Source organism: Actinoplanes sp. NPDC049599 (genome assembly GCF_044465625.1).
GTDB lineage: Bacteria > Actinomycetota > Actinomycetes > Mycobacteriales > Micromonosporaceae > Actinoplanes.
On record NZ_JBITLX010000019.1, the window covers coordinates 123029 to 135838 of the forward strand.

General features: G+C 73.1%; 11 protein-coding genes. 9 read left to right on the forward strand and 2 right to left on the reverse strand.

What is annotated here, in order from left to right; genetic code table 11:
• Window positions 1-161 precede the first annotated feature (161 nt).
• From ACIBQZ_RS28805 to ACIBQZ_RS28845, 9 genes are read left to right on the forward strand one after another with little or no spacing between them, the layout of a single operon-like run.
• Window positions 162-932, forward strand: a complete 771-nt coding sequence (locus ACIBQZ_RS28805; RefSeq protein WP_396091931.1) for a polysaccharide deacetylase family protein — start codon at window positions 162-164, stop codon at window positions 930-932.
• On the forward strand, window positions 925-2055 hold the full coding sequence (locus ACIBQZ_RS28810; RefSeq protein WP_396091932.1) for an aminotransferase class I/II-fold pyridoxal phosphate-dependent enzyme: 1131 nt from the start codon (window positions 925-927) through the stop codon (window positions 2053-2055). The genes ACIBQZ_RS28805 and ACIBQZ_RS28810 overlap by 8 nt, the downstream gene beginning before the upstream one ends.
• Complete coding sequence (locus ACIBQZ_RS28815; RefSeq protein ID WP_396091933.1) at window positions 2052-3353, forward strand: glycosyltransferase family 4 protein; 1302 nt, start codon at window positions 2052-2054, stop codon at window positions 3351-3353. Before ACIBQZ_RS28810 ends, ACIBQZ_RS28815 begins: the two co-directional genes overlap by 4 nt.
• Window positions 3340-4986, forward strand: a complete 1647-nt coding sequence (locus ACIBQZ_RS28820; protein ID WP_396091934.1) for a polysaccharide biosynthesis tyrosine autokinase — start codon at window positions 3340-3342, stop codon at window positions 4984-4986. Before ACIBQZ_RS28815 ends, ACIBQZ_RS28820 begins: the two co-directional genes overlap by 14 nt.
• Entirely contained in the window at window positions 4979-6283 is a 1305-nt protein-coding gene (locus tag ACIBQZ_RS28825) for a lipopolysaccharide biosynthesis protein (RefSeq protein WP_396091935.1), read from the forward strand. Before ACIBQZ_RS28820 ends, ACIBQZ_RS28825 begins: the two co-directional genes overlap by 8 nt.
• Complete coding sequence (locus ACIBQZ_RS28830; protein WP_396091936.1) at window positions 6280-7509, forward strand: O-antigen ligase family protein; 1230 nt, start codon at window positions 6280-6282, stop codon at window positions 7507-7509. The genes ACIBQZ_RS28825 and ACIBQZ_RS28830 overlap by 4 nt, the downstream gene beginning before the upstream one ends.
• Window positions 7506-8669, forward strand: coding sequence for a hypothetical protein (locus ACIBQZ_RS28835; protein ID WP_396091937.1), 1164 nt, complete (start codon window positions 7506-7508; stop codon window positions 8667-8669). The genes ACIBQZ_RS28830 and ACIBQZ_RS28835 overlap by 4 nt, the downstream gene beginning before the upstream one ends.
• 13 nt (window positions 8670-8682) lie before the next feature.
• Window positions 8683-9696, forward strand: coding sequence for a GNAT family N-acetyltransferase (locus ACIBQZ_RS28840; RefSeq protein WP_396091938.1), 1014 nt, complete (start codon window positions 8683-8685; stop codon window positions 9694-9696).
• A gap of 9 nt (window positions 9697-9705) precedes the next feature.
• Complete coding sequence (locus tag ACIBQZ_RS28845; protein ID WP_396091939.1) at window positions 9706-10956, forward strand: FAD-dependent monooxygenase; 1251 nt, start codon at window positions 9706-9708, stop codon at window positions 10954-10956.
• A gap of 970 nt (window positions 10957-11926) precedes the next feature.
• Here the strand turns inward: ACIBQZ_RS28845 and ACIBQZ_RS28850 are convergent.
• The gene (locus ACIBQZ_RS28850; RefSeq protein ID WP_396091940.1) at window positions 11927-12235 is read right to left on the reverse strand and encodes a hypothetical protein; all 309 of its coding nucleotides are present in this window, start codon (window positions 12233-12235) and stop codon (window positions 11927-11929) included.
• Window positions 12232-12810 (reverse strand): GNAT family N-acetyltransferase, encoded by a 579-nt coding sequence (locus tag ACIBQZ_RS28855; protein ID WP_396091941.1) that lies wholly within the window; start codon window positions 12808-12810, stop codon window positions 12232-12234. The genes ACIBQZ_RS28850 and ACIBQZ_RS28855 overlap by 4 nt, the downstream gene beginning before the upstream one ends.

Sequence of the window (12810 nt, forward strand, 5' to 3'; positions counted from 1 at the left end):
TGCCCCGCCGTCCGTCCATTCCGCAAGGACCGTCCGGACGGTTCCCGAATTGATGTGAATACTCTTCATGTTCATTATGACAATTGCTACTGACGCACCCCGGCCCGCATTTGTCAGGGTGGGTGGGACACCGGAGCCGACGCAGCAGGGGGTGGCGCGACATGGCATCGCCGGCCGGATTCAAGCGACGGCTGAACGAGCTCGGGCTGCGCAGCAGACTGCGGGCCCGCCCGCGCGTGCAGGGCCGGATCCTGGCCCCGGCCGGGATGTTTCGCCGGCTGCCGGCCACCGCCGGGCTCTACTTCCCCTTCTACCACGACGTGCCCGCCGAGTACGCCGGTGATCTGCGCCGGCACCTGGCCGCGTTCGCCCGGCGCGGCCCGCTGGTCTCCTGGGACGAGGCCCTCGACGTGCTCGCCGGGCGCCGCCCGCTGACCGGCCCGATGTTCTGCCTCTCCTTCGACGACGGGCACCTCAGCTGGCGCGACGTCGTCTCGCCGCTGCTGCTGGAGCTGCGGGTGCCGGCCACCTTCTTCCTCACCTCCGGGCTGGTCGGCCGGCCCGGCAACCTCACCTGGAACGACTGCCGCAGCCTGGCGGTGGCCGGGCACCACTTCGGCTCGCACACCGTCACCCACCCCCGGCTGGCGGATTCCGACGACGACGCCGCGGTCCGGGAGATCCTCGACTCCAAGAAGGAGATCGAGGACCAGCTCGGCGTCGAGGTGCGCGACTTCGCCGCCCCGTACGGCAATCCCGCCGTGGATTTCCTCGACCGCGACCTGCGGACCGTGCGCGAGGCGGGCTACCGCAGCTTCGCCACGACGTTGCGGGCGCCGATGCACCCGGGCGACTCCCCGATGTGGATCCAGCGCCAGGGCCTGCACCCGGCCTGGCCGCTCTGGGCCGTGCGGACGCGTGTCCATGACTGAGCAGCGCATCTACCTGTCCCCGCCGGACGTCGGCGAGGTCGAGCGCAAGCTGCTGCTCGAGGCGTTCGACTCCAACTGGGTGGCGCCGGTCGGTCCCGACCTGGACGCCTTCGAGGCGCAGGTGGCCGAGCTGACCGGGGTCCGGCACGCGGTCGCGCTCAGCAGCGGCACCGCCGCGCTGCACCTGGCCCTGACCGCGGCCGGCGTCCGCCGCGGCGACACCGTGCTGGTGCCCTCCTTCACCTTCGCCGCCACCGCCAACGCGGTCATGTACCTCGGCGCCCGGCCGGTGTTCCTGGACAGCACCGCCGACTCCTGGAACCTCGACCCCGGGCTGGTCGCCGAGGAGCTGCGGCTGCGGGCCGGCCGCGGCCAGCTCCCCCGGGCGGTCGTCGCCGTCGACATGTACGGCCAGTGCGCCGACTACGACCCCCTGCTGGAGGCCTGCGACCGCTACGGCGTCGCGCTGGTCGAGGACGCGGCGGAGGCGCTCGGCGCGACCTACCGCGGCCGGCCGGCCGGGTCGTTCGGGCTGGCCGGGGTGCTGTCGTTCAACGGCAACAAGATCATCACCACCGGGGGCGGCGGCATGCTCGTCACCGACGACGGCCGGGTGGCGAACCGCACCCGGTACCTGGCCACCCAGGCCCGCGAGCCGGTGCCGCACTACGAGCACCGCGCGGTCGGCTACAACTACCGGTTGAGCAACCTGCTCGCCGCGGTCGGCCGCGGCCAGGTGCAGCGCCTCGGCGAGCTGGTCGCGGCCCGCCGGCGCACCGCCCAGTACTACCGCGCCACGCTGGGCGACCTGCCCGGGCTGACCTTCATGCCGGTCGCCGACTACGGCGTGCCGAACTGGTGGCTCAGCTGCCTGCTGGTCGACGAGACGGCGTTCGGCGCGGACCGCGACCGGATCATCGAGCACCTGGGCGGGCAGAACATCGAGGCGCGGCCCGCCTGGAAGCCGATGCACCTGCAGCCGGTGTTCCGCGACTGCGTGATGCGCGGCGGCGCGGTCAGCGCCGAGCTGTTCCGCCGCGGGCTGTGCCTGCCGAGCGGCTCCGCGCTCACCGACCACGACCGGGAACGCGTCGTCGCCGCCGTCCGCGCGGTGGCCCGATGACCGCCGAGCGAGAGGGCCGGGACGGCATGCGCATCGTCTACATCCACCAGTACTACTGCAACCCCACGATGACCGGCGGGATCCGCTCCTACGAGCAGGCCCGCCGGCTGGTCGCCCGGGGCCACGAGGTGCACGTCATCACCACCGACATCACCGGCGGCAGGCGGTCGCTGGGCTGGCGGCGCACCGACGACGACGGCATCCAGGTGCACTGGTTCTCCGTGCCGTACTCCAACCACATGTCCTTCGCCCAGCGGCTGCGCGCCTTCGCCGAGTTCATGATCGTGGCGGCGGTGAAGGCCACCGTGCTCAAGGCCGACCTGGTGTTCGCCACCAGCACCCCGTTGACCGTCGCGGTGCCCGGCGTGCTCGCGGCCAAGCTGCGCCGGGTGCCGTTCGTCTTCGAGGTGCGCGACCTGTGGCCCGAGGTGCCGATCGAGATGGGCGTGCTGCGCAACCCGGTTGCCCGGTGGCTGGCCGGGGCGCTGGCGAACCTCGCGTACCGCAGCGCCGAGGAGGTCGTCGCGCTCTCCCCGGGCATGGCGGCCGGGGTCACCGCGCGCCGGCCCGGCACCCGCACCACGGTGATCCCCAACGCCGCCGACCTGGCGATGTTCGAGGTGGCGCCGGAGGCCGTGCGGGGCTTCCGGGAGCGGCACCGCTGGCTCGGCGACCGGCCGCTGATCGTCTACACCGGCGCGCTGGGCCGGGTCAACGGCGTGGAGTACCTGGTCCGGGCCGCCCGCCGGATGGCCGAGACAGACGCCGAGGCGCAGGTGCTCATCGTCGGGCACGGCAAGGAGTGGGACGAGACCAAGCGGCTGGCCGCCGAGTACGGGCTGCTCGACCGCACCGTGCACATGTGGGAGCAGGTGCCCAAGGCCGACCTGCCGGTGATCCTGGGCGCCGCCACGCTGTCGTCCAGCTTCGTCCGGCCGATCCGCGCCCTGTGGGACAACTCGGCCAACAAGTTCTTCGACGCGCTGGCCGCCTCCCGGCCGATCGCCGTCAACTACGGCGGGTGGCAGGCCGACCTGCTGACCGAGACCGGCGCCGGGCTGGTGCTCGACCCGTACGACGCGGACGGGGCCGGCGTGCTGCTGGCCGCGCACCTGCGCGACGAGGTGTGGCTCAAGCAGGCCCGCGAGGCCGCCCACCGGCTCGCCGTCGAGCGGTTCTCCCGGGACCTGCTCTTCGCACAGTTCGAAGCCGTCCTGGCACGGTCGGCGGCCGGCCGCCACCGGGGCCTCGCCCGCGCGGGCCAGACGATCGGGGAGAAGCAGAGTGGAACTGCGTGAGTACGTGCGGGCCTGCCGGCGCCGGTGGGTGTGGATCGTCCTGCCGCTGCTGCTGGCCGCCGGGCTCGCCGCCGGGCTGACGCTGACCGCCGCGCCGGCCTACCGCTCGTCGATGGTGCTGTTCGTGACCACCGGCAGCGGCGACCCGGACGCCAAGGCGAGCCGGCTCAACTCCTACATCGCCCTGCTCACCGGCCCGCGGGTGGCCGAGACCGTGATCACCAAGCTGGACCTGCCGCTGAGCACGGCCGAGGTCCAGCGCAGCCTGTCCGCCCAGGTGCAGGACGGCACCGACCTGCTGGTGGTCTCGGCCACCGACGCCTCCGCCGAGCGCAGCGAGGCCATCGTCACCGCCGCCACCTCGTCGCTGGTCAGCCTCGCCAAGCAGCTGGACCCGCCGGCCGCCGCGCCCACCGACGGACCCACCCCGTCGGTCACCATCGCGCAGCAACCGGTCACCACCCGGGTGCCCGGCAACCTGGTCCGCAACATCGGCTTCTCCGCGGTGCTGGGCCTGCTGATCGGCGCCGTCGCCGTCGCGGTCCGCGAGGCCACCCGCAAGACCGTCGCCGAGGAGGACGACCTGCGCCGGCTCGGGCTGGGCGCGGTCGGCGTCATCTCCCTCGGCGGCCGGTCCGGGCGCAACGGCTACCCGGACGAGGCGCTCGCCGAGGCGTTCCGGCGGTTGCGCAGCCTGCTGCCCGACTTCGCCGGCCTGCACGAGGGCACCGAGCGCGGCACGTCGCTGCTGCTCACCGGCGCCCAGCCGAAGGAGGGCACCACCGCCGTCGCGTGCGGCCTGGCCATCGCCATGGCCGAGACCGGCGCCTCGGTGGTGCTGGTCGACGCCAACCTGCGGACCCCCGGGGTCGGCCGCTACCTGGCGCTGGACACCAGCCGCGGGCTGGCCGACGTGCTCTCCGGCGCGGCCGCCGTGCCCGACGTGCTGCAGGACTCGCTGGACGGCCGGCTCACCGTGCTGCCCTCGGGCCGGCAGCCGGCCGACCCGGGCGAGATCCTGGCCTCGCCGCGGCTGAGCGCGGCCCTGCGCGCCCTCACCGAACGCTTCGACGTGGTGATCGTGGACGCGCCGCCGCTGCACGGCGTCGCCGACGCGGCGGTGCTGAGCAAGGTCACCGACGGCGCGCTGCTGGTGGTCCGCGCCAACCGCACCCGTACGGTCGACGTCGAGCGCTCGATGGACCTGCTCGAACGGGTGGGCGCCAAGCTCGCCGGCGCCGTCCTCAACGCGCTGCCGAAGAAGCTGCCCACCGGCGGCTCCTGGCAGCCCAGCCCCGTGGTGCCGGCCACACCGTCCGATCCGGAACTGGTCACCGAGCTGTTCGGCGCCGACCCGGCCGCAACCGCCGACGACCCGGCCGGCGGCGACGGCGAGCCCGCGGCCGCCCGGCCGCACCCCGGCACCGTGCGGGGCCGCGCCCAGGTGGTCAAGGCCACCGTCGGCACGCCCGAGGAGGCCGAGCAGCAGCCGCGCGACGAATCCGGCACGGCGGTGATCCGCGGGCAGGCCCGGGTCGTCGTCGCCCAGCCCGCCGACGAGCCGGCCCGGCCCGAGCCGCCGCACCTGCCGGTGCAGCGCACCCCGGACGAGAAGCCGCAGCCCGGTGAGTGAGCTGCAGGCGGAGCGCGCCACGCCGCAGGCGGGCACCGCCGCCGCGCCCCGGGGCCGCCCGGCTGCCTGGCTCACCGCCCAGCTCCGCGAGCCGTACGTCAAGCTGCTCGCCTCGCAGGTGCTGACCGGCGGCGTCGCGCTGGCCGCCAACGTGCTGATGGTCCGCGCGCTGAGCCCGTCCGGCCGCGGCGAGGTCGCGCTGATCCTCCAGGTGGTGTACCTGGCCACCCAGGTGCTGCTGCTGGGCACCGAACGCAGCTTCGTCGCGAGCTACCACGCCGTCACGCCCGCCGCCGCGGTGCGGGCCTACGCCCGGCTGCTCGTCGTGCCCGGCGGCCTGACGCTGGCCGTCGCGGCCGGCTTCGCCGTGCTGGCCCCGGACCGGCTCGATCCCGGCACGCTGATCATCGCGCTGATCGTCGGCTACGCCGCCGCCGAGGCCACCAGCCTGGCGACCCGGGCGATCGCGATCTGCGTCGGACGGGTGCGCGACTTCCTGTACGCCCGCATCATCGAGTCCCTGCTGCTGCTGGCCCTGCTGGTCACCCTGTTCGTGGCCGGCGCCACCCACCCGGCGGTGTGGATCCTCGCCTACCTGATCTCCGGTGCGGTGCCCACGCTGGCCTACCTGATCGTGTGGCTGCGGCTGCCGGCGCCCGCCGCCCCGCCGCTGGCCCACAACCGCACCGTCCGGCGGGAGGGGCTGGCGCTCTTCCCGGCCGCGCTGTCGAACATGGCGATGCTGCGGGCCGACCGCCTCGCGCTGCCGGTGCTGGCCTCCACCTCCGCCCTCGGCCTGTACGCCGCCGTCGCCACGATGACCGAGCTGCTGGCCTGGCCGCTGCGCGCGTACGCGGACTCCCGGCTCGGCAAGTGGCGGGCCACCCACCGCGAGGGCGCCCTGGACACCCGCCCGATCGTCACCGCCGCGGCCGTCTACTGCCTGGTGGTGGCCCCGCTCGCGGCCGGCGCGCTGTACCTGCTCATCGTGCCGCTGTTCGGCGCGCAGTACGCCCCCGCCAAGGTCGTGGTGCTGCCGCTGGTGGCCGCCGCCGGCCTCTACGCCGTCTCGCGGATCAGCCTGGGCCTGCTGATCGCCCGCGGGCACAGCGCCCTGGTGTCCGCCGCCGAGATCACCGGCTTCGCGATCAGCTTCGCCGCGTACCTGCTGCTGATCCCGCCGTACGGCATCCTCGGCGCCGCGTACGGCTCGCTGCTCGGTTACGGCTCCTGCCTGCTCTTCGCCCTGGTCGCCAGCCGGCTCACCCGGGACCGGGCCGGACGGGAGCCGGCATGAGCTGGCTGCGCAGCCCGCGGGTCTTCCTCGCCCCCGCCCTGGTGCTGATCCTGGTCGCCATCGGCGGGCGGTTCACCCTGGACCGGGCCGGCTTCCTCGACCTGGCCTGGGTGGACCTGCGGGTGATCGGGCTGCTCATCGCCCTGGTCGTGCTCGCCGTCGACGTCGCCCGCCGGCCCCGGGCGCCGGGCGGGCGCCGGCGCGAGGGCTGGCTGGTGGTGACGCTGCTGTTCTTCCTGTTCCAAATCGCCTCCGGGCTGTGGGCGCCGTCGGCCTCGCGGGTCGGCCCGCAGACGCTCGACCTGGTGCTGCTGGGCGTGCTCACCGTGGCGTACTACGTGTACACCCTCGGCGACCCCACGGTGGTCGTCCGCACCACGTTCCTGCTGTTCTTCGTCGCGGCGATCGTCTTCGCCCTCGCCGCGCTGTTCATCAACGGCCCCGGCGAGCAGGGCCGCTACTCGGCGTTCGGCGGCGGCCCGAACGTCTTCGTCCGGATCGAGATCCTCGGCGTGATCAGCGCCGTGGCCCTGTACCTGTGCACCCGCCGGATCCTGCCGCTGCTGGTGATCCCGCTGTTCCTGCTGGCCGCGGTGCTGAGCGGGTCGCGGGCCGGGCTGCTGGCCGGGGTGGCCGTCGGCGTCGCCGCCCTGTTCAAGATCCGCAGCCGGCTGCGGACCGGCCCGGTGGTCGCCGCCGGCGTCGTGCTGGTGCTCGCCACGGCCACGATCTGGGCGTTCGCCCCACCGGCGTTCACCGACCTGTTCCAGGAGCGGTTCGTCGAGCAGACCGTGCAGCAGCGCTACCTGTCCGACCGCACCGACATCTGGGCGGCCGCGTGGCGGATCGCCGTCGAGCACCCCATCGGCGGCGCCGGGCTGGACGGCTTCTACGGCCTGATCGGCGTCAACCAGGCCGTCGAGTACCCGCACAACTATGTCCTCGGCGTCGCGGCGGAGGGCGGCCTGATCGGCATCGGGCTGCTGACCGCCGCGATCGTGCTCTGGGCCCGGACCGTGCGCGGCGGCGGCGCCCGCCCCCAGGCCACCGGGCTCGCCGTGGCCGCCGCGGTCTTCGTCGGGCTGAGCAGCCTGTTCTCCGGCGACTACTACGACGCCCGGCTGGCCTGGCTGTTCGCCGCCATGGCCGCGGCGGCCGCGGTGGCCCCGGCGCTGCCGGCCACCAGCACGCCGCCCGTGCCGGACCGGGAGCCGGTGCCGCGATGACCACCGACCACCTGAGAATCGGCCGGCGGGCGGTGCTGCTGCTCGGCCTCGCCTCGCTGACCGCCGCGAGCGCACCGCCACGCGCCGACGTACCGACGATCATGCAGCCGCTGCCGGCGGCGCCGGCCGCCCCGCCGAGCCGGGCCGAGATCAAAACCGTGGCGCACTGGGCGGCGGTGTTCGAGCAGAGCTGGGACTACCAGTACGCGAACAGCCTGCCGCTGAGCCGGTCGGCGGACAGCTGGGACCACTACGACCTGTCCTACTCGCTGGACGCGTGCGTGGCGATGTTCCGCGCCACCGGCGAGCGCCGTTACCTCGACCGCGCCCTGGAGTTCACCGAGAACGTGGCCGGCTCCGCCCGGCCCTCGACCGACCTGCGCGCCAGCACCTTCCGCGACGACTACCGCGGCTGGGCGTCGAGCAAGACCGGGCAGGGCGGCGACGAGGTGCCGCTCTACGAGAGCTACTTCTGGCGGTACGGGACCGCGCTGCTGGTCGCCATGCGCGACAACCCGGCGGTCCGCGCCGACCCGGACTACCGCGCCCGCTACGACCGGCTGCTGGACTTCGCCGAGACGCACGTGTTCGCCAAGTGGCTGGCCCGCGGCGCCGGCGAGACGATCTACCGCGAGCGCACCCACATGGCGGCGCACTGGGCGCTGATCGGGCTGCACCTGTCCCGGATCACCGCCGATCCGGCCCGCCGCGCGCGGTACCTCGAGGTGGTCGGCAACATCGACCTGCACCTGCCGGGCAGCGGCGCGAGCCTGCGCGGGCAGTTGCGGCGCCACCCCGTCGAACCCACCGCGTACTTCTGGAGCGACGTCTGGGGCTCGGCCCGGCGGCCCGGGCAGGACGTCAGCCACGGCAACGGCGTCATGGCGTACGTCGTCGAGGCGCGCGACCGCGGCCGGCCGTGGACCCGGGACGACATGGCGGCCTTCGGGGCGCTGCTGACCAAGGTGATCTGGCCCGGCGGCAGCATCTACCGCGCGTACGTCGACGGCACCGGCGCCGACAACGGGTGGTTCTCCGACGGCTTCGTCAAGCTGGGCCGCTACGACACCGCCGTGCAGCTGCGGCTGGAACGGCACGAGGTGGTCAACGATCAGTTCGCCGCCAACATGGCGCTCAACGCCCGGATCCTGCGGTCGTAAGGGAGGCATCACCGTGAAGGCTTCGCTGCTGGAACCCGCGGCGCGCGAGTGGAAGGAGGCGCTGCAGCAGACCCCGCACGACATGTACCACGAACCGGCGTACGTCGAGCTCGACGCGAAGCTGTACGGCGGCACGCCGACCGCCTTCTCCTACGCCGAGCCGGGCCACCGGCTGCTGCTGCCGTTGATCCTGCGCGACGTGCCGGGCTCGGACCTGCGCGACGCGCTGTCGCCGTACGGCTATCCCGGCCCGATCGGCAGCGGCGACGCCGGCTTCTGGCAGCGGGCCTGCGCCGCGCTCCTGGAGACGCTGCGCGCCGAGGGCATCGTGACGGCGTTCGTCCGGATGCACCCGCTGCTGGCCGCGCCACTGTCCACTCTGGAGCAGTTCGGCACGCTGGTGCGGCACGGCGAGACCGTCTCGATGGACCTGACGGTCGACCTCGAGGAGATGTGGAGCCAGACCCGCAGCGACCACCGCAACCACATCAACCGGGCGCGCCGGGCCGGCACCCGGATCGTCTTCGACGACTGGGACCGGCTCGGCGAGTGGGTGGAGGTCTACCACGACAACATGCGCCGGGTCGGCGCCACGTCGTACTACTTCGTCACCCGCGAGCACCTGGCCGCCCTGCACGACGCCGTCGGCGACCGGATGCACCTGGCCGTCGCGCTGGAGGGTGACGAGGTGGTCGGCGGCAACACGTTCTTCACCCACCACGGCATCGCCACCGGCTACCTGTCGTCCACCCGGCGGGCGCCCCGACGCTACGCCGACGAGCTGCTCTACGACGAGGTGCGGCGCTGGTGCAAGAGCCACGGCGACCGGGTGTTCCACCTCGGCGGGGGCAAGGGCGGCAGCAACGACTCATTGTTCTCGTACAAGGCGGGCTTCTCGCCGGGCCGGCACGCGTTCCACACCTGGCGGGTGGTCGCCGACCCCGTCGCGTACCGCTCGCTGGTGACCGGCCACCGGCCCGGCGCCGACCCGGACGACCGGTCCGGCACCTTCCCGCCCTACCGTTAGGAGCTCGGCATGCGCATCACCTGCGTCGGCGGCGGCCCCGCCGGCCTGTACTTCGCGGTGCTGGCGAAGCTGGCCGACCCCGCGCACGAGATCACCGTGCTGGAACGTAACCCGGCCGGCGTCACGTACGGCTGGGGTGTGGTCTTCTGGGACGACCTGCTCGACGACCTGTTCCGCTACGACCCGGTCAGCGCCGAGCGCATCTCGCAGGCGGCCTGCCGCTGGGACTCCTACGAGGTCCGCGCCACCGGCAAGGCCGTCACCCACCTCGCCGGGTACGGCTTCAGCCTGGGCCGGCGCGAGCTGCTGGACATCCTCGCCGCCCGGGCGCGGGAGCTGGGTGTCGACGTCCGGTTCCGCGATGAGCTGACCGAGGTCCCCGACGCCGACCTGGTCGTGGCGAGCGACGGCGCCGGCAGCCGCATCCGCGACCGGTACGCGGAGCACTTCGGCGCCGAGATCGAGGTGGGCCGCAACAAGTACATCTGGCTCGGCACGCCGCACGTCTTCGACACGTTCACGTTCGGCTTCGAGCGGACCTCGGCGGGCTGGATCTGGTACCACGCCTACCCGTTCGACGGCGAGACCAGCACCTTCATCGTGGAATGCACGCCGGAGACCTGGACCGGGCTGGGCCTGGACCGGCTGGACGCGGCCGCGGGCTGCACCCGCCTGCAGGAGATCTTCGCGGCCCACCTGGACGGCCGGCCGCTGATCGACCACCGCGCCGAGGCGGGCGGCACCGGCTGGCAGAACTACCGCCGGCTGACCAACCAGCGCTGGGACCACGGCAACGTGGTGCTGATGGGCGACGCCGCGCACACCACCCACTTCGCGATCGGCTCGGGCACCAAGCTGGCGATGCAGGACGCGATGGCGCTGGCCGACGCGATCTCCGGCGGCGACGACCTGGCGGTGGCGCTGGAACGCTACGAACACCGCCGCAAGACGGCGCTGGCCCCGCTGCAACGCGCGGCCAAGGCCAGCAGCGAATGGTTCGAGCGGGTGCCGGACTATGTGGACCTGCCGGCCAAGCAGTTCTCGTACGCGCTGTCGAACCGGCGCGGCGAGTATCCGATGTGGCGCTACGTGCTGCACCTGGCCACCCAGAACGCGGTGCCGCGCACGCTGCTGCGATGGGCGTTGAGCGCCCGGCGGTCGATCCGGGCCCGCCGCCGGCCGAGGCTGGCACCGGCCAACGCGACGCCGGAGCGGCAGCGGGAGCCCGCCCGGACGGGCTCGGGGACGACGCCGGGCTGACCGGCGGCGACTGGGTGCGGTCGCGGATCCTGAGCCGGCGCGAGTCTTGACGGTGCCCTCGCTCAGGTACAGCCGGGAGGTGATGTCTTTGTTGCGGGCGCCCGCCGGATGAGCCGCAGCGCGGCGCGCCTGGTGTCGTGCGCCCGATGCTCGCGTCGTTCACCAGCGGCTTCGCGGAGCCCGAATCCTGGACCCGCGTTTCCTGGAGCGCATCTGACGGATCATGGTCAGCTCCGGTCGGTCGACTTTCGCCATTCATCGCCGTCGCAGCCTCTACGGCAGCCTTCCCGCAGATCTTGATGAGCTAAAACGTTCCAGCCACACCCCACCGCTACAAGGTCCACCACTGGCACCCCTTTCCTCCTGAGATGACCCCTCAGCCTCCACACACCCCCCAAGGGCCAATCGCGCATACCGGACGAACCCGGCTACAGGCTGGATCACGGGGAGAACCGTGATCCAGAAATGGCGAAAGTCGTAACGGTCTTTGAGCTTGTCGTACGGGTGGCGACGGCCCGGGATCGTGTGCGGGACCCGCCGGGCGCGTAACGAGCGCCGGTCGCCTTCGACCCGTACGCCTTGTCCGCGAGTAAATGGTCAAGCCGCTTGCAGGGCCGGCCCTGACCGCCGGGCCGGGCCACCGCAACGTTGTCCAACAGCGGCACCAACTCTCTGGTATCGCTGGCCTGACCCGGTGTGAGCCGTCTGAACAGGCTCCGGCCACGTCCTTCGGCGAGCAGATGGGCGTCAGCATCGGTCTGCAGACGCTGCTCGATCCTGGCCCGGGTCCCGTCCTGTTCCCACCGCGAGAACCGGTGATCACGCCACCGGCCACCACGCTGCGGGTCCATGCTCGGCAGCAGCGGCGCAAGCCGTTCCCAGTCCCGGTCAGTCAGATCACCAGCCACGACATGACAACGATCGGTCATCGATGCCGGCAATGATCCGTCAGATACGTTCTAGGCTGGAGCTAGAGGCCGTTCATGGCGGGCAGGCTGACCGTGATCAGCAGCGGGGCCGCCAGTAGCCACAGCCACCACCGGGCCGACCGGTGCCGCCGCAGCCAGGCCAGGATCAGGCACACCGCGGCGGCGCCGGTCAGCACGAACACCAGGAGCCACAGGTACTGGTGACCCTCGTTGCCGGCGGTGCCCCAGGAGGTCAGCTCCGGCAGGAACCACAGCAGCATGAAGGCGTTCAGCAGCAGCAGCGGCACGACCGGAACGGACACGACCCAGATCGCCGTGGTCCGCAGCGCCGGCTGCCCCTGCGCGTTCATCCGGCCGCCGGGACGTCCCGGCGCACCACCCAGTGGTTCTTGCCGAGCCGGCGGGTGCGCCGGAAGCCCTGGCTCTCGAACATCGCCGCCGTGCCGTTGTGCAGGAACGACGAGGAGGGCTTGCGACCCTCGGTGTCCTCCGGGTAGCTCTCCACCGTCCCGCCGCCGCGCCGGGCGATCTCCCGCAGGGCGCCGGCGAGCGCGGCGGCGGCGACCCCCTGCCGGCGGTGTCGCTTGTGGACGTAGAAGCAGGTGATGCGCCACTCCGGCAGGGTGTCGAGGCCGGCCTGGTAGGCGCGGCCGTGCTTGATCCGGGGCAGCTCGTCGGTGGGGCCGTACTGGCACCAGCCGACGCAGTCGGTGCCGTCGTAGACCAGGGCCGCGTGGGTGGTGCCCTGCCGGACCCGTTCCTGCTTGGCGGCCCGGTGCTGCGCCGCGGTGGTGCCGCGGGCCAGGCCGTCGGCGTGGAAGCCCATGCACCAGCAGCCGCCCCACACGCCGTTCTGGCCCTCCACCAGCCGGGCGAAATCCGGCCAGGTCGTCTCGTCGAGGTACTTCACCTGAAAACCGGTCAT